The organism is Caballeronia sp. LZ028 (assembly GCF_031451415.1).
In the GTDB taxonomy this organism is placed as follows: Bacteria; Pseudomonadota; Gammaproteobacteria; order Burkholderiales; family Burkholderiaceae; genus Caballeronia; species Caballeronia zhejiangensis.
Genome location: NZ_JARUXN010000006.1, coordinates 119,484 through 134,484, shown reverse-complemented (window position 1 = coordinate 134,484; position 15,001 = coordinate 119,484). Strand labels below are relative to the sequence as shown.

At 63.7% G+C, this 15,001-nt stretch carries 18 protein-coding genes; 9 read left to right on the top strand and 9 right to left on the bottom strand.

Annotated elements, in window-relative coordinates:
- Positions 1-4: 4 nt before the first annotated feature.
- Both QCE58_RS30660 and QCE58_RS30655 read left to right on the top strand, forming a co-directional pair.
- Entirely contained in the window at positions 5-1,678 is a 1,674-nt protein-coding gene (locus QCE58_RS30660; RefSeq protein WP_175982185.1) for a hypothetical protein, read from the top strand.
- Positions 1,679-1,779: 101 nt separating this feature from the next.
- The gene (locus tag QCE58_RS30655) at positions 1,780-2,151 is read left to right on the top strand and encodes an RcnB family protein (RefSeq protein WP_250522677.1); all 372 of its coding nucleotides are present in this window, start codon (positions 1,780-1,782) and stop codon (positions 2,149-2,151) included.
- 18 nt (positions 2,152-2,169) lie between these two features.
- Here QCE58_RS30655 and QCE58_RS30650 read toward each other — a convergent pair whose 3' ends face one another.
- Together QCE58_RS30650 and QCE58_RS30645 are read right to left on the bottom strand one after the other, a co-directional pair.
- Positions 2,170-2,577, bottom strand: coding sequence for a DUF2000 domain-containing protein (locus QCE58_RS30650; RefSeq protein WP_250522678.1), 408 nt, complete (start codon positions 2,575-2,577; stop codon positions 2,170-2,172).
- Between the two features lie 44 nt (positions 2,578-2,621).
- Complete coding sequence (locus QCE58_RS30645) at positions 2,622-3,479, bottom strand: AraC family transcriptional regulator (RefSeq protein WP_008345768.1); 858 nt, start codon at positions 3,477-3,479, stop codon at positions 2,622-2,624.
- A 98-nt stretch (positions 3,480-3,577) separates the two neighbouring features.
- On the opposite strand from QCE58_RS30645, the gene QCE58_RS30640 reads away from it, so the two are divergent.
- Positions 3,578-5,086, top strand: a complete 1,509-nt coding sequence (locus QCE58_RS30640; RefSeq protein WP_309780677.1) for an MDR family MFS transporter — start codon at positions 3,578-3,580, stop codon at positions 5,084-5,086.
- A gap of 9 nt (positions 5,087-5,095) precedes the next feature.
- On the opposite strand, the gene QCE58_RS30635 is transcribed toward QCE58_RS30640, so the two are convergent.
- Complete coding sequence (locus tag QCE58_RS30635; protein WP_250504455.1) at positions 5,096-6,223, bottom strand: aminotransferase class V-fold PLP-dependent enzyme; 1,128 nt, start codon at positions 6,221-6,223, stop codon at positions 5,096-5,098.
- 198 nt (positions 6,224-6,421) lie between these two features.
- On the opposite strand from QCE58_RS30635, the gene QCE58_RS30630 reads away from it, so the two are divergent.
- Entirely contained in the window at positions 6,422-6,865 is a 444-nt protein-coding gene (locus QCE58_RS30630; RefSeq protein ID WP_175982183.1) for a hypothetical protein, read from the top strand.
- Positions 6,866-7,063: 198 nt separating this feature from the next.
- On the opposite strand, the gene QCE58_RS30625 is transcribed toward QCE58_RS30630, so the two are convergent.
- Positions 7,064-8,233 carry a zinc-dependent alcohol dehydrogenase gene (locus tag QCE58_RS30625; RefSeq protein WP_008345760.1) on the bottom strand — a complete coding sequence of 390 codons (1,170 nt, stop codon included), beginning with the start codon at positions 8,231-8,233 and terminating at the stop codon, positions 7,064-7,066.
- 154 nt (positions 8,234-8,387) lie between these two features.
- On the opposite strand from QCE58_RS30625, the gene QCE58_RS30620 reads away from it, so the two are divergent.
- The gene (locus tag QCE58_RS30620) at positions 8,388-8,888 is read left to right on the top strand and encodes a flavin reductase family protein (protein WP_008345757.1); all 501 of its coding nucleotides are present in this window, start codon (positions 8,388-8,390) and stop codon (positions 8,886-8,888) included.
- 86 nt (positions 8,889-8,974) lie between these two features.
- Here QCE58_RS30620 and QCE58_RS30615 read toward each other — a convergent pair whose 3' ends face one another.
- From QCE58_RS30615 to QCE58_RS30605, 3 genes are all read right to left on the bottom strand, one after another.
- The gene (locus QCE58_RS30615; protein ID WP_175982181.1) at positions 8,975-9,457 is read right to left on the bottom strand and encodes a DUF3597 domain-containing protein; all 483 of its coding nucleotides are present in this window, start codon (positions 9,455-9,457) and stop codon (positions 8,975-8,977) included.
- A gap of 67 nt (positions 9,458-9,524) precedes the next feature.
- Complete coding sequence (locus QCE58_RS30610; RefSeq protein ID WP_235366132.1) at positions 9,525-9,986, bottom strand: response regulator; 462 nt, start codon at positions 9,984-9,986, stop codon at positions 9,525-9,527.
- Between the two features lie 49 nt (positions 9,987-10,035).
- Positions 10,036-10,911, bottom strand: coding sequence for a manganese catalase family protein (locus QCE58_RS30605; protein ID WP_008345754.1), 876 nt, complete (start codon positions 10,909-10,911; stop codon positions 10,036-10,038).
- 322 nt (positions 10,912-11,233) lie between these two features.
- Here QCE58_RS30605 and QCE58_RS30600 point away from each other — a divergent pair, with 322 nt between their 5' ends.
- From QCE58_RS30600 to QCE58_RS30585, 4 genes are all read left to right on the top strand, one after another.
- The gene (locus QCE58_RS30600; RefSeq protein ID WP_250522679.1) at positions 11,234-12,334 is read left to right on the top strand and encodes a YihY/virulence factor BrkB family protein; all 1,101 of its coding nucleotides are present in this window, start codon (positions 11,234-11,236) and stop codon (positions 12,332-12,334) included.
- 57 nt (positions 12,335-12,391) lie between these two features.
- A complete protein-coding gene (locus QCE58_RS30595) occupies positions 12,392-12,856 on the top strand; it encodes a hypothetical protein (protein ID WP_250522680.1) in 465 nt (154 codons plus the stop codon).
- 46 nt (positions 12,857-12,902) lie between these two features.
- Positions 12,903-13,106, top strand: coding sequence for a CsbD family protein (locus QCE58_RS30590; RefSeq protein ID WP_250522681.1), 204 nt, complete (start codon positions 12,903-12,905; stop codon positions 13,104-13,106).
- Positions 13,107-13,178: 72 nt separating this feature from the next.
- Positions 13,179-13,352: a hypothetical protein gene (locus tag QCE58_RS30585; protein ID WP_250522682.1), complete on the top strand. Its 174-nt coding sequence runs from the start codon at positions 13,179-13,181 to the stop codon at positions 13,350-13,352.
- 6 nt (positions 13,353-13,358) lie between these two features.
- On the opposite strand, the gene QCE58_RS30580 is transcribed toward QCE58_RS30585, so the two are convergent.
- Together QCE58_RS30580 and QCE58_RS30575 are read right to left on the bottom strand one after the other, a co-directional pair.
- Positions 13,359-14,636, bottom strand: a complete 1,278-nt coding sequence (locus QCE58_RS30580; RefSeq protein ID WP_250522683.1) for a cytochrome c — start codon at positions 14,634-14,636, stop codon at positions 13,359-13,361.
- Between the two features lie 2 nt (positions 14,637-14,638).
- Complete coding sequence (locus QCE58_RS30575; protein WP_250522684.1) at positions 14,639-15,001, bottom strand: cytochrome c family protein; 363 nt, start codon at positions 14,999-15,001, stop codon at positions 14,639-14,641.

The following is a 15,001-nucleotide window of genomic DNA, read 5'->3' as shown; positions in this document are numbered from 1 at the left end:
GCCTATGACCGAACACGTCACGCACAGGATCGAGGCGAAGGAGAAAGCCACCGGGTTGCTCTTCGCAGTGGCGTACGCGGTACTTTCGTTGACGGCGATCGCGCTGGCCGGCCCATACGGATGGGACGACGGCGCCATCACCGTCGCGTATGCACAGACGCTCGGGCGGCACGGATTGTTTGCGTTGACCCCGGTGTCGCCGTTGGGCGAAGGTACGTCGACGCTGCTCATGACGGCGATGCTCGCGATCGGGCATTGGCTGTTCCATCCGGGCTTTCTCGAAGCGATCAGGGCGGCGCAACTGCTTTCGTTCATCGCGCTCAGCGCTACGCTGGTGCTGATGTGGCGCGCGCTTCAACCGTCATTGCCGAGCCCGACGCATCGGCTCATCGTCGTGTCCTTGCTCGGGCTGCTTCCGATGTGTCAGGCCGAGATCGTCAACGGCATGGAGATGACGGTCTTCGCGTTGCTGCTGCTCGCGTTCGTGCTCTACTGGCGCGCGCAATCGACGCTCGCGTATGCACTCGTGCCGCTTTTGATGCTGACTCGCTTCGAAGCGGTGTTCTATCTGGGTTTCGCGCTGGGCTGGATGGTCGTGTTTTGCCCGCAGGAACGCTCGCGCGCGTTTCGAATGTGCGTGTGCCTGATGCTTTGTTTTCTGCTGATGACGCTCTGGCGATATTGGGTCTTCGGCGTATTGTTGCCGAACACCATTCTGGCCAAGCTTCACGCGCCATACAGCAAGAAGGGCTGGGACGGCTTACTGGAGAAGCTGCGCGGCCTCAAGGATTTTCTCTTCGTGAACGCCGCGCTGCTGGCTGGCATCGTCCTGAGCTGGAAGGGCGGTCAGGCGCGCCGTCTCGATCCGATGCCGCTGCTTCTGATAGTGGCCTTCGGCGTGTTCGCACTGATATCGGGAAGAAACTGGGGCTATACCGGCCGGATGTTCGTGGCGGTGCTGCCGATCCTCGTGCTATCGCTCGCGGAACGTTTCGCGAACATGCGTCGGCCGCGCGTCTTGCGCTGGCTCTTGCTGTGCCTTGCCGGGACCTTCGTGTTCAACGCCAAGGTGCTGCGCGAAAACGTCGACACGATGATCGTCGGCGCGGCGATGCGCGGCGCGCTGCCGGCTTCGATGGATGCAATGGGAAGCGCGGTTCGCAAAAGGGTGTGGAATCAATCGCCCGGCGACTGGCGAGGCGTAACGCCACAGAACTTCGCGATGACCGGCGCGTCGGTCGATCGCTTGCGCGAGCATCTCGGGCAGCCGACGCTCAAGTTCCTGACGCCGGACGTCGGCGGCACGGCATTGTGCTGCGAACGCCTGAACATCCTGGATCTGGGGCTGCTGACGAATCCATCGCTGACGCGTCAGGGGTATGCGAAGCTGGGCGACTACATAAGCACGGAACGTCCCGAAGTCATCGAAACGCATGGCGTATGGAGCAGGGACAGCGACATCTACTCGCTTGCCGCGTTCAAGGCGGATTACAGGCCCGCCATATACGACGGGTCGCTGTTCTGGCTGCGTGACGACGTTCTTCAACGTCTGATCGCGCGCGGCATGTCCGCCGATCTCGTCTCGCCTCGCGCGCTGCCGGATACGCGCTATCTGGGCGACGAGTGGGACGTTGAAAATCTGATGCGCTTTCCCGCCGTGACGGTGCTCGGTCGATGAACGATTCACACGCGCCGAAGCGACCTGCGGTAAGGAAACGAAAGGCATCGCATTGAATCAATGAGCGCGCCATCGCTCTCATTGGTTTTATGGAGATGCCTATGAACAGACTTGCGATTGCTTCCCTTCTTTGTGCCATCACCTTTGGACAGACGGCCGCGTTCGCTCAACCGGCCGGACCGGATGCAGGCCCGGATCATCGACAACAGGAAGGGCCCGGCAAGCCGCGAAACGCCGGACCCGAAGCACGCGGACACGACGATGCGCGCCGTCCGGTGCCGCATCAGGACTGGCATTCGGGCGACCGTCTGCCGGATTCGTATCGTGGATCGCGTTACGTCGTGAAAGACTGGCGCGCGCATGACCTGCACGCTCCGCCCTCGGGTTATCAGTGGGTGCAGGTGAACGGCGACTTCGTGTTGGCGGCGATCGCCACGGGCGTCATTTCGAGCATCATCGTGTCGTCGCATTGACCGACAAGGCGGCTCGAATCAGCCGTGCAAGGCCAGTCCCTTTACCGCCTTGTCGACGGCCTTTTTGGCGCCGTGCAGCGCGAGGCCGACGAGATCGAGATTCGCCGCGTCCTCGGCACGAAATGCATCGCGATTCGCGGCATCGTGCCCGGTGGAAAACATCGCGTGAACATACGGCACGATTCTGAGTTCGCGCGTGATCGCCTGTCGATGCGCGGCTTGCAGACCGGACAGATCGGCGGCGAACACGAGCATCGGCTGGCCCAGCATGCGGCCGTAGCGATGTCCGGCGGCGTCCTCGTAAGGCTCGCCGAGCGCTTCGGGCACCGCGGCCGCGACGCCGGTCGCGAGAAAGGCGACGACATTGAGCTTTTGCCAGACGGGCAGATCATCGCGCACGATGAGCGCCACTTTGGTGTCGAACATGAAGGTTCCTCCTTGGAACATTCATGTTGCGCGATTCGCGGCGTTCAGTCTGGAACGTTTGTGCACATCCGCCGATACGCGGCCGGTGTCATCCGGTACGCGCGATGAAACCAGCGGCCGAGGTGGCTCTGATCCGAGAATCCGACGATCGCGGCAACCTGCGCAGGCCGATGACCGGCCGCCAGCAAGCGACGCGCGGCGCGCAGGCGCAAGCGCACCAGATACGCGTGCGGCGACGTGCCGAACGCGCGCTTGAAGAGGCGCGTCAGGCGGAACCGGTCGATGCCCGCAACGGTCGCGAGCTCATCGAGTCCGATGTTGCCGTCCATCTGTTCATGCAGGAGATCGCGCGCGCGAAGGGCGGCGAGCGGCGCGGTGACGCCGCCGATCGACGGCGCGTCGCGCAACTGGCCGCTGAGTTGCGTCAGCAGGCGATCGAACGCCTGATCGCGCGCGAGCCTGCCTTCGTCGTGATAGATGGCGTGGAACGCCGTGCGGATGACGTCGACGAGCCGGCGATCGTCGACGAGCGTTCGACTGAAAGCCGCCTCGACGCTGCGCAGGCCCGGAAGATTCAGTTCGTGCGCCGCGCGTTCGACCCATGCTTGCGGCAGGTACAGCATCGCGTAGGTGAAGCCGCCGGCTTCCGGCGCATGACCGTCGTGCAGCGCGCCGGGTTCGATCAATATCGCGCGGCCCGGCACGCTCGTATGCAAAGACCGATGACACTGAAAGCGCTGCACGCCTTGTTCCGTGTAGCCGATCAGCATGTCGTCGTGATCGTGCGGATCGTAGGCGTGACCGCTGAAATGCGCGCGCAGCCCTTCGATACCCGTCTCCGGATCGCGCCGCGCGGCGAGCCAGTGATCGGCGTGCTCGTTGAATACGGTTGCGGTTGTCATCGCTCGCTCCGGCGCTGCTTAACCAAGGAATGTTATACGAAAGGGCACGCATCCTGCTGCGGGCGTAGTGCGTTCTTCCATCCAATTTTCGCTACACGATGTCCACAGAAACAATCGACGTTGCCGTTTCACCGATCCCGTTAAACCAGCGCCGGCGCGTGTTCGCGGGCCTCATTCTCGCGATGATCCTCGCGGCGCTCGACCAGAGCATCGTGGCGACCGCGCTGCCGGTCATCGCGGGCGAACTCGGCGGCCTGAACCATCTTACGTGGGTCGTCACCGCGTTCATGCTGACGTCGACGGTCAGCGCGCCGCTCTACGGCAAGCTCTCCGACATGTACGGACGCAAGCCGTTCTTCGCGCTCAGCATCGGCATTTTTCTCGTGGCTTCGGCGCTGTGCGGCGCGGCGCGATCGATGAACGCGCTCATTCTGTTTCGCGCGCTGCAAGGATTCGGCGCCGGCGGGCTGATGACGATGTCGCAGACGCTCGTCGACAGCATCGTGCCGATGCGCGAGCGCGGGCGCTATCAGGGCCTCTTCACCGGCGCGTTCGCGGTGAGCAGCGTCGCGGGGCCGTTGCTGGGCGGCTTCATCACGAGTCACGCGTCATGGCGATGGGTGTTCTACATCAATCCGCCGATCGGCGCGCTGTCGCTCGCGCTCGTGATGATGTCGCTGCCGAAGGTCGAGCGCGGCGGCGAGCACGCCGTCGATTACGCGGGCGCGGTGCTGGTCTGCATCGGGACATCGGCGCTGTTGCTGGTGTTCAATTCGGCGTCCGCGTCGTTCATGTCGGGCATGCGCTTGCCGTTGTCGTGCGTGCTTGCGCTGGCGTGCTTCGTCGCCCTGTTCTTCGTCGAGCGGCGCGCGCGGGAACCGATCATCGATCTGAAGCTCTTCGGCAACGTGCCTTACGCGACCTGCGTGGCGGCTTCCGGCATCATGGCCTTCGCGATGATGGGCTCGCTCGTCTTCATGCCGCTCTATTTCCAGCTCGTATTGGGCGAGACGCCCGAGCAGTCCGGCGCGATGATGCTGCCGCAAGTCGCGATGATGCTCGTCACGTCCGTGACCGGCGGACGTTTTTCCGTCGGCAGCATGCGGCGTATCGCGACGCTCCTGTCGATCGGCGTCTTTCTCGAATGTCTCGGTCTCGCCTCGCTCGCCTTGCTGGCGCACATCGGCGCGAGCGTGCCGCTCTTTCTCTGCGCGATGGCGGTGCTCGGCGCGGGCATGGGCATCGGCATGCCGAACGCGACGGTCATCGTGCAGAACTCGGTGCCCGAGCGCGTGCTCGGCGCCGCCACCGCGACGATGGGATTCGTGCGCTCGCTGGGAGCGTCGCTGGGCGTGGCGTTGTCCGGCGGCATCATGACCTTCGTGCTCAAGCGCGAGATGAGCGGGCTGCCTGCGTCCCTCGATACGCAGGCGCTGCTGGATCACGGTATCGCCGCGATCGCGCAGATGAGCGCGGCGCAGCAGGCGCAGATCGTCGCGGTCTATCGCGGGGCGATCGGCGCGAGCCTGATCGCGGGCGGCATCGTCATGTTCATCGGCTTCCTGCTGGTGCTGAATCTCACGCGGCGCGCGCTGCCGCAACGCTAGCCGCGCGTGTTACAGAATGCTGTTCAGCGCCTTCGCGAATCGGGCCTCCGTGCCTTCGATGTCGTGAAGCTTGTCCAGCCCGAACAAGCCGATGCGGAAGGTCTTGAAATCTGCCGGCTCGTCGCATTGAAGCGGAACGCCCGCCGCGATCTGCACGCCGGCATCGGCGAATTTCTTGCCGGTGCGGATGCCGTCATCGTCCGTGTAGCAGACCACGACGCCCGGCGCTTCGAAACCTTCGGCCGCCACGCTCTTGAAGCCCTTGTCGGCCAAGAGCGAGCGGATGCGCTTGCCCAGCTCGAATTGCTCCGCTTGCACTTTGTCGAAGCCGTATGCCTCGGTTTCCTTCATGACATCGCGCAGTGTCGTGAGACTGTCCGTGGGCATCGTGGCGTGATACGCGAAGCCGTTGTTCTCGTAGGCTTCCATGATTTGCAGCCATTTGCGAAGGTCGCAGGCGAAGCTCGTGCTCGTCGTCGCGTCGATTCTTTCGCGGGCGAGCGGGCTCAACATGACGAGTCCGCAACACGGCGACGCGCTCCATCCCTTTTGCGGCGCGCTGATGAGCACATCGACGCCGCTCGCTTCCATGTCGACCCAGACGGTGCCCGAGGCGATGCAGTCCAGCACGAACATGCCGCCCACGGCGTGAACCGCATCGGCCACGGCGCGCAGATACGAATCGGGCAGGATGATTCCGGCTGCGGTTTCGACGTGCGGCGCGAAGACGAGATCGGGCTTGTTCTGCTTGATCGCGGCGACGACTTCTTCGATCGGCGGCGGCGCAAATGCGGCCTGCCTGCCTTGCGCGACCGGGCGCGCCTTCAGCACGGTCGATTCGGACGGAATGCCGCCCATGTCGAAAATCTGCGACCAGCGGTAGCTGAACCAGCCATTGCGGATGACGAGGCACTTCTTGTTCGTCGCGAACTGCCGGGCGACCGCTTCCATGCCGAAGGTCCCGCTGCCGGGAACGACCGCGACGGCCTTGGCGTTGTAGACCTTCTTCAGGGTGTTGGAGATGTCGCGCATGACGCCCTGAAAGCGCTGCGACATATGGTTGATCGATCGGTCGGTGAAGACGACCGAGTATTCGAGAAGTCCATCTCGATCGACGTCAGGGAGTAACGCGGGCACGCTGGCCTCCTGTAGCGGACGATTCGACGAATCGGAATTAGATTCTAACGTCGCCATCGGCGAGGTGTCGGCTGCGGCCGCGCGATGTCGGCAATCGGACTTTGTTACAAGTCTTACCGCCGACGTGCGGCAGTTTTACCGAAGGTTTTCGTAAGCCGCGGTTATACTCGGCCCGTCTCAAAAACAATCATCCGAACTATGTCAAAGCGAATCATTCGACTCGTTGCAATCGCAGCGCTCACGGCTGCTGCGTCGGTTTCGGCGATGGCCGGCGACATGAACAATGCGCTCGGCGGCGCGCTCGGCGGCGTAGCCGGCGCGGCGCTGGGCGGCGCGGTGGGCGGCAGCACGGGCGCGGTGCTCGGCGGGGCGGTAGGTGGCGGCGCCGGCGGCGCGGTCACGTCGAACCGTCGCGAGCGCACGGGCGCGATCATCGGCGGCGCGCTCGGCGGCGGTGCGGGCACGGCGGCAGGCAACGCCATGGGCGGCCGCGGCGGCGGTCTGATCGGCGCGGCGCTCGGCGGCGGCGCGGGCGCGGCATTGGGCGGCAATGTATCGCGCTCGAATTCGTACGCGGACGACTACAGCCGCGGCTATAACGGCCGTCGCGGCAAGCATCACAAGCACCATCGCCACGACTGACGTTCACCGTCGGCATGCTGTCTGCGCGCGCCTTTCATCGCATCGAGCACGGTCCTTGAATGCGATGGATGCGCGCAATGATCGCGTACGTCGCAGAGGCGCCGCTTTCGGCGTCCGCGCGCTCGCGCGCCGCTTCGCCGGCCCGAGCGCGCATCCAAACGCGAAGCGACGCGTCCTCACCCTGCGCGGGTGCGTCGACTAAGGCTTCAGGACCACCTTGATGCACCCGTCCTGCTTATCGCGGAAGGTTTCGTACATCTGCGGCCCGTCCGCCAGATTCATCCGGTGCGTGATGACGAAGGACGGATCGATCTGTCCTTCTTCGATGCGCTTGAGCAAGTCGTCGCTCCATCGATTGACGTGCGTTTGCCCCATGCGCCAGGTGAGACCTTTGTTCATCGCCGCGCCGAACGGAATCTTGTCGATCAGTCCGCCATACACGCCCGGCACCGAGAGCACGCCCGCCGGACGGCACACGTAGATCATCTCGCGCAGCACATGCGGCCGGTCGGATTCGAGCATGACGGCCTGCTTGATTCGATCGTAGATGCCGTCGAACGAGCGCGTTGCGTGCGACTCCATGCCGACGGCATCGATACACTTCTCGGGGCCTTTGCCTTGTGTCAGATCGCGCAAGCGGTCGAGCACGCTTTCGTCCTTGAAGTTGATCGGGATCGCGCCCGCCGCCTGCGCCATCGCAAGCCGCTCGGGAACGTGATCGATGACGATGACCTGTCGCGCCCCCAGCAATATCGCGCTGCGGATCGCCATCTGTCCGACGGGGCCCGCGCCCCAGATCGCGACGGTGTCGGTCGGTTCGATTTCGCAATTGACCGCGGCCTGCCATCCAGTCGGGAAGATGTCGCCGAGAAAGAGCACCTGTTCGTCGGAAAGGCCATCGGGAATCTTGATATGGGTCTTGTCCGCGAACGGCACGCGCACGTATTCGGCCTGTCCGCCCGCATAGCCGCCTGTCAGATGCGTGTATCCGAAGAGGCCGGCCGTCGTATGACCGAAGAGTTTGTCGGCGGCGTCCTTGTTCCGGTTCGAGCGTTCGCAAACGGAGAAATTGCCCCGCTTGCATTGATCGCATTCGCCGCAGATGATCGTGAACGGCACCACGACACGATCGCCCACTTTGAGGGCGGTGTTATCACGGCCGACTTCGACCACTTCGCCCATGAATTCGTGACCCATCACATCGCCCGATTCCATGCCGGGCATGAAGCCATCGAACAGATGGAGGTCCGAGCCGCAGATCGCGCAAGTCGATACCTTGATGATCGCATCGCGGCCGTGCTCGATCACGGGGTCCGGAACGGTGTCGTAACGGATGTCTTTCTTGCCATGCCAGATGAGTGCCTTCAAGGTCGCCTCCTGCGGATTGATCCGATTGTCGGATAGGTGCGTCGTCGCTGCCATTCGACTTGCGCAACGCGTATTCCCGCCGAGGCATGGCACATGCACATGCACGCTTGAACGATTCCTCCGACATCAAGGGTAAAGCGCGATGACAAACGGTATGGCCGACCTCTTCCGGCGTCTGACGGCAGGCGTCCATGTGATCGGCGTGGCGGACGGCGCGACGAAGAACGCGTTTACGGCGAGCTCCGTCATGCAGGTCTCGTTCGACCCGCTGCTCGTTGCGATCGCAATCAATCCGGCGCATGCGTCCTATCGGATACTGCAACGCGGACGCGCGTTCTCCATCAACGTGCTGCGTTCGGATCAGCAGACGTTGGCCGCGCACTTCGGGACACAATCGGGCCGCACGATCGACAAGCTGTCGTCGACGCCTTGGAAAACCGGCCGAAGCGGCGCGCCGATACTGCCCGATGCGCTGGCGTATTTCGACTGTCAGGCTATCGGCGATATCGAAGCCGGGGATCATCGCCTCGTGACAGGCAGCGTGATCGACGGTGCGGTGCTTTCTCCCGAAGCGCAGCCGTTGATCTATGCCGCGACGGAAGATCTGGACCGGAGCGCGCAGCTCTACGCCAAGTCGTTCAACGAATCGAAGTAGAAGTTACGCTTGCGGCGGCCGGTGACGAAGCGCGTCGCATGCTGTGTCGAGATTCGTTCATGGATCGATCAGGGAAAAGCGGGTGCTCATTTCAGATCGGCCGGCACCTTGCCGCCGTTCTCCGCTAGCTTCGTCATGACCTGCTTGTGCAGCCAGATGTTCATCGTGGCGGAGTCGTCGGTGTTGCCGGTGTAGTGCAGTTCTTGCGCCAGCGCCTTGCGCGATTCGAGACTGCTATCGAGATCGAGCAGCTTCAGCAGATCGACGATGGACGATCGCCAGTTCAGCGCCGCGCCGTTTTGCTGCTGCTTTTGCGTGAGGATCGCAATGACGTCCACTTCGGGCAATGGCGTGACCGGTGGCCGTGCAGGCTCGACGCCGGGCGTTGCGGGCGTGCCGGCGGCGCCGCTCGCCGAACCCAGAGGCGTGCTGGTCGGATTGCCCGAAGAGGTCGTGCTCGATGGCGGCGCCGCATTGGGTGCCGCAGGCGGCACGGTCCCGCCGGAAGCGGTCGCCGCCGGATGGTCGTGCGGAAAGATCTTGTTCAATATGTTCGAGAAGATGCTCATGTTTTCCTCTGTGCGTCAGTGATGTCGATGTTCCGCGCATCGCGCATCGAGCGTGCCGCGCGTCTCGTCATGCGACGGGCCCGTGCACGAAGTAACGAAGCAACGGCGCGAAGGTCATCGCGTCGGTCGGCTTCGCGCAAAACGCGTCGAATCCCGCTTGCTTCGCGCGTTGCAGATCGGCCTCGCTTGCTGCCGCCGAATGGGCGATAAGAATGGTCCCGGACGTGTTCGCGTCCGCGCGAAGGCGGGCGGCGACTTCGAGCCCGGACATGTCGGGCATCCAGATATCCAGCAGGACGACTTCCGGTTTGCATCGCGTGGTCGCGTCGATTGCGCCGAGGCCGCCGTAGACGGCATCGGCATCGAATCCGCACACGGCCAGAACCATGCTGATGGCGTCGGCCGTATCCACATAGTCGTCGACGACGAGCACGCGCGGCGTGCCGGGCGCGGTTTTCGTTCTACGTGTCCAGATCGCGCATTTCGGTACCAGGTATTCGCTCACGGCACTCATGATTCGTTGGCGCATCGATAACGCTCGAGCGGCGCTGCCCCGAGCCGGAGCAGCGCCGCGGGTCTTACACTTCGTTCGCCTTTCCAGCGCCCAGGTCGGCGCCGGTGGTCGGATCGGCGGACGGATCCGAAGCCGTGCGCGATGCCATCGCCTGCAGCACTTCGACATCGCGTTCGGTCACGGTCACGGTGGCCGCTCCGTCGCCGCCATCGACGGCCGGTTGCGGATCTTCGACGAACTTCCAGTCGCCGCCTTCGTTCCACGGCCCGCGCGCGTCATTGCCCTTCGACATGTTGAAGTACACGCTCGTGAACTCCGGCTCGCCCGGCAACTTGCCTTGCGGGAAGTTCGGCTGAATCGAATGAAGCGCCTTTTCAAACGACTTCTGATGCGCGATTTCGCGCGTCATCAAAAAGCCCAGCGCTTCCTTGATGCCCGGATCGTCCGTCACGTTGATGAGACGCTCATAGACGATCTTCGCGCGTGCCTCAGCGGCGATATTCGAGCGCAGGTCGGCCGTCGGTTCGCCGATGGTGTCGATATAGGCAGCGGTCCAGGGCACGCCCGCGGAGTTGGTGAGGGCAGGGCCGCCGCCATAGAGCAGCGCGGTGGTGTGCGAATCGTTGCCGCCGCCCGTGAGCGAGCGATACAGCTCGGCTTCCGATTCCACTGCTTCCGCGAGCTGGCCCTTTGCGCCCTTGTTCAGCATCGCGACGATCGAGCCGATCACTTCGAGATGGCTCAGTTCTTCGGTGGCGATATCGAACAACAGGTCCTTGCGGCCCGGATCGTCTTCGCCGACAGCTTGCGTGAAGTACCGGCACGCGGCAGCCAGTTCGCCCTGCGGCCCGCCGAACTGCTCGAGCATCAGATTGGCGAGACCCGGATTGGGCGCGCTCACGCGGACGGTGTATTGCAGACGCTTGTTATGCACGAACATTGCATGGCTCCTTTTAGGGCGCACGAAACCCTTCACGGTCCCGGCGCGAATCATCAAGGTTGGACGGTTATGCTCGCAGCGACCAAGAGGACGTCGAAGGCGTCGGTTACGGTCATGCTGCTGCAAGCCTCAGCGCGATGCATCGCGCTGGCGTATCGCGGGGGAAAGCCGCGTCGTGGAATGGAAGGCCGGCTGTCCGGATCGAAGTCCGCGGCATCGGCCTGAATGGGAATCAGCAACGCGTATGCCACGCGATTCAACTGACTTCGGAGCGGGCATCGACGATGCTTGATGCCGAACGGATGAATCAACGGAGACAACCATGAACGTCAAGTCGCTTATGGGACGAACCTTCGCGTGGCCCGCACGCACGTTCAAACGTTTCAGCGCGGATCGTGCTGCGCCGATGGCCGCGAGCATCGCGTTCTATTCAGCGTTCTCGCTCGCGCCGACGCTCGTCATGGTGATCGCCGTCGCCGGCATCGTGTTCGGCGCGGAGGCCGCTCGCGGTCAGCTCTTTCATCAGATCAACGGCATGCTCGGCAAGGATGCCGCCGCGAGCGTGCAGGCGATCGTCGAGCACGCGCATCAGAGCGGCGGAAGCGGCATTGCCGCGGTGATCTCGTTCGTACTGCTGGCCGTGGGCGCATCGGCGACGTTTTCATCGTTGAACACGGCGCTATCGATCATCTGGCCGAAAAGCGGCAGAGAAAAATCGGGCGTCGCCACGCTCGTCAAGGTTCGGCTGATCTCGTTCGGTCTCGTGATGGGCGTCGCGTTCCTGCTGATCGTGTCGCTCGTGCTGGACACCGCCGTGCAGGCCGCGGGCAAATGGGTGTTCGGGGAATCGCCGCTCGTCGTCATCGGCGACATCGTGCAGTTCGTGCTCGGTCTCGCGATCCTTTCGTGCGCTTTCGCCGCGCTGTTGAAGTATCTGCCCGATGGTCACGTACCGTGGCGCGATGCGCTCGTAGGCGGCGTTATCTCCGCGGTGCTGTTCTCGGTCGGCAAGAAGCTGTTCGCGCTCTATCTCACGCATGCCGGGACCGCGAGCGCATTCGGCGCGGCCGGCTCGCTCGCTGTGCTCCTGATGTGGCTGTATTTCGCGGCAGCCGTCATGCTGCTGGGCGCGGAAGCCGCTGCAACGCGAGTCGAGGCGCGCGAAGGCAAGACCGACGAATCGAACGAGAAGCGCGAGCCTCATGCAGCGCCGGCGACGAACGTGCCCGCCAAGACACGTCCGCAAACCGCGCCCGCGATGCAAACGCGCCCGAGCGTCGCGCCGAACGGTTCGCCGGTGATCGCGAAGGTAATCGGTGCGGTAAAAGCGAACCCGAGTCGATTCGCAATCGCCGCGGCAGGCGCGACGCTCTTCGTGTTCGCGAGGGGCGGACATCGACATCACACGGAAAGACGTTCCTGAGCAACTTCGGCACGGCGGATGCTGCGAAACGCGTGAGCGTTCGGCAAGGAGCCACACATGCAAGGGCATTTCGACGACCTGATGAAGCGGGCCATCTATTCAGGCTCCGCTGCGGGACTGGCTTCGGCTTGCGCCGCGTCGACCGCAGCCGTTCGCGCGGGACACGAGCCATACGCGGCGATCAACGCCGTATCCCATTGCTTATGGCCGAGAGCAATCTGGCATGAAGAACCGAGCTTCAGATACAGCGCGTTCGGCGCAACCATTCACATGGGAAGCGCGGCTTTCTGGGGCGTGTTGTTCGAGTCGTTATGCGGACCGCGTTCCCGGCCAGCGACGGTCGTCGCCGCCGCCGCGACGACCGCGCTCGTCGCCTATGTCGTCGATTACCACGCCGTGCCCAAACGAGTCACGCCCGGCTTCGAAGCTCATCTGTCGAAGCGCTCGCTCGCGATGACCTACGTCGCGCTCGGCGCAGGCTTCGCGATCGCGGCGCTGATTCGCGGACGCGCGGCGCGCTGAAGGCATCGGCTGTCATCGCCAATCGTCCATCACACAGGAGCACACGATGAACAAGGATCAACGGGAAGGGATCAAGGAACAGATCAAAGGCTGGACCGATACGGCCATCGGCACCGTGACGGGCAATGAAGATCGCAAGGTGAAAGGCGATGTCGAAATTACCAACGGCGCCAATCGCAAGGACTATGGCGATCAGAGGGACAACATCGAAAAGGGCGTGGAAGACCCGGGCGATCCGACCAACGAGTAATCGATAGCGCGCAAGCGTTGAAACAAGAGTGGCCGTATGGTGCGGCCGCCGTAACCGTAAGGAGCATCGAACATGAGCACGCCATCCCAGCAAAGCGGACAGGACGAGAAGCCCTCCGACGACGAAACCTTCACCACCGATGTCTCCGAAACGGACGACGAAGGCACGACCGTGCGCGAAGCCGAAGTGCGGAAGGACGACCTTTCCGAAGTCAAGCCGAACGAGGGCGCGGGCACGCCGGAGTAACGCACGTCATTTGTGGATGGTCGCGCGAAACGATCCCACGTCGTTGGCCGTGACCGGGCGCGCGTCGTTGCCCCACGACGCGCGCACATACGTGAGCACTTGCGCGATCTGTACGTCGGTGAGGCGTCCGGCGAAGGGCGGCATCGCCTGACGTGGCGGGCCGTGGATCGTCGCGGGGCTGTTGCCGCCTTCGACGAGCAGCCGGATCAGCGAGGTCGTATCTTCGCTGATGACCGAGGGATTGCCCGCCAGCGCGGGAAACGCATTCGGCACGCCCTTGCCATCGCTTCGATGACACTGCGCGCAAAACCCCGCATAGACCGCCGCGCCCTGTTCGGGCGCAACGTCGGGCGCGCGCGTCTTGAGACGTCCCGGCGACGCAAGCGACGGATCGAACACGCCGTCCGCCGCGCCGGTCGCGGGCAGCGTCTTCAGATAGACGGCGATCGAGCGCAGATCGTCATCGGTCAGGTATTGGGTGCTGTCCTCGATCATTTCGACCATGCTGCCGAATGCGGCCATGCCCGCGCCGTGGCCCGTCTTGAGAAACGCGGCGATATCGTCCTGTGCGATGCGCCCGAGCCCCGAGCCGGAATCTCCGCGCAAATTCGGCGCGAACCAGTTGTCGTTGACGCCGCCGGAGAGGAACGTTTTCGATGACTCGTCGTATCCGCGTTCCTGATATGCGATCCCGCGCGGCGTGTGGCACGAGCCGCAATGCCCGAGCGACTGCACGAGATAGGCGCCGCGATTCCAGCTCGCATCGCGATCGGCGTGCGGTTCAAACCGCTGCTTCGGCGCGAACGCCATGCGCCACAGAGGCAACGCCCAGCGCTGATTGAACGGAAAGGGTACTTTCGTTTCCGGCGGCCGGTGATTCACGGGCGGCACGCCATGCATCATGTAGGCGTAGAGCGCGCGCAGATCGTCGTCGCTGATCTTCACGAACGCCGGATACGGCATCGCGGGATAAAGCCCCTTGCCGCCCGGCGCGACGCCCTCGCGCAACGCCTTCGCAAAGTCCTCGTAGCTGTATGTGCCGATGCCCGTCTCGCGATCCGGCGTGATGTTGCTGCTGACGATGGTGCCGAACGGCGACGTCATCTCGAGCCCGCCCGCATACGGCGCGCCGTTCGAGGGCGCGGTATGGCATCCGGCGCAGTCGGCGGCTTTGGCGAGATACGCGCCGCGCGCAATCAGTTCGGGCGATGGCGACGCGATGTCGTCCGCCATGACGGCGAGCGGCCACAGAAGCAGAACGGAGAGGAAGCGGGATACGTTCATCGTTATTGGTGATACAGGTATGCGGCGATGTCACGCGCATCGATTTCGCCGACGCCGAGATCGGGCATCGCGCTCTGCGGTGAAATGCGCTGCGGAAAACGGATCCATGTCTGCAGATTCTCCGGTGTGTTCGGCAGCTTGCCCGCGACATAAGCCCGCTCGCCGATGTTTTGCAGCGTCGGTCCGACCTTGCCGTAAGCGCCCGGCACGCCGTCTATCAGGTGACACGCGCCGCAGCCGTAACGCTGGATCGCATCGAGGCCGTGTCGCGGATTGCCGCCGGTGATCGCGTCGGCCGAAGGCGGCTTGCCCTGGCAAGCGGCGAGCGTAGCGATCAGAAGGAGCGCGATTGGAGTCGTGTGCAT

What these genes read in the sequence shown, in the direction of transcription:
- QCE58_RS30660 (WP_175982185.1), top strand. Translation starts at nt 5, where the DNA reads ATGACCGAACACGTCACGCACAGGATCGAGGCGAAGGAGAAAGCCACC.
- QCE58_RS30655 (WP_250522677.1), top strand. Translation starts at nt 1,780, where the DNA reads ATGAACAGACTTGCGATTGCTTCCCTTCTTTGTGCCATCACCTTTGGA.
- QCE58_RS30650 (WP_250522678.1), bottom strand. Translation starts at nt 2,577, where the DNA reads ATGTTCGACACCAAAGTGGCGCTCATCGTGCGCGATGATCTGCCCGTC.
- QCE58_RS30645 (WP_008345768.1), bottom strand. Translation starts at nt 3,479, where the DNA reads ATGACAACCGCAACCGTATTCAACGAGCACGCCGATCACTGGCTCGCC.
- QCE58_RS30640 (WP_309780677.1), top strand. Translation starts at nt 3,578, where the DNA reads ATGTCCACAGAAACAATCGACGTTGCCGTTTCACCGATCCCGTTAAAC.
- QCE58_RS30630 (WP_175982183.1), top strand. Translation starts at nt 6,422, where the DNA reads ATGTCAAAGCGAATCATTCGACTCGTTGCAATCGCAGCGCTCACGGCT.
- QCE58_RS30620 (WP_008345757.1), top strand. Translation starts at nt 8,388, where the DNA reads ATGGCCGACCTCTTCCGGCGTCTGACGGCAGGCGTCCATGTGATCGGC.
- QCE58_RS30615 (WP_175982181.1), bottom strand. Translation starts at nt 9,457, where the DNA reads ATGAGCATCTTCTCGAACATATTGAACAAGATCTTTCCGCACGACCAT.
- QCE58_RS30610 (WP_235366132.1), bottom strand. Translation starts at nt 9,986, where the DNA reads ATGCGCCAACGAATCATGAGTGCCGTGAGCGAATACCTGGTACCGAAA.
- QCE58_RS30605 (WP_008345754.1), bottom strand. Translation starts at nt 10,911, where the DNA reads ATGTTCGTGCATAACAAGCGTCTGCAATACACCGTCCGCGTGAGCGCG.
- QCE58_RS30600 (WP_250522679.1), top strand. Translation starts at nt 11,234, where the DNA reads ATGAACGTCAAGTCGCTTATGGGACGAACCTTCGCGTGGCCCGCACGC.
- QCE58_RS30595 (WP_250522680.1), top strand. Translation starts at nt 12,392, where the DNA reads ATGCAAGGGCATTTCGACGACCTGATGAAGCGGGCCATCTATTCAGGC.
- QCE58_RS30590 (WP_250522681.1), top strand. Translation starts at nt 12,903, where the DNA reads ATGAACAAGGATCAACGGGAAGGGATCAAGGAACAGATCAAAGGCTGG.
- QCE58_RS30585 (WP_250522682.1), top strand. Translation starts at nt 13,179, where the DNA reads ATGAGCACGCCATCCCAGCAAAGCGGACAGGACGAGAAGCCCTCCGAC.
- QCE58_RS30580 (WP_250522683.1), bottom strand. Translation starts at nt 14,636, where the DNA reads ATGAACGTATCCCGCTTCCTCTCCGTTCTGCTTCTGTGGCCGCTCGCC.
- QCE58_RS30575 (WP_250522684.1), bottom strand. Translation starts at nt 15,001, where the DNA reads ATGCACACGACTCCAATCGCGCTCCTTCTGATCGCTACGCTCGCCGCT.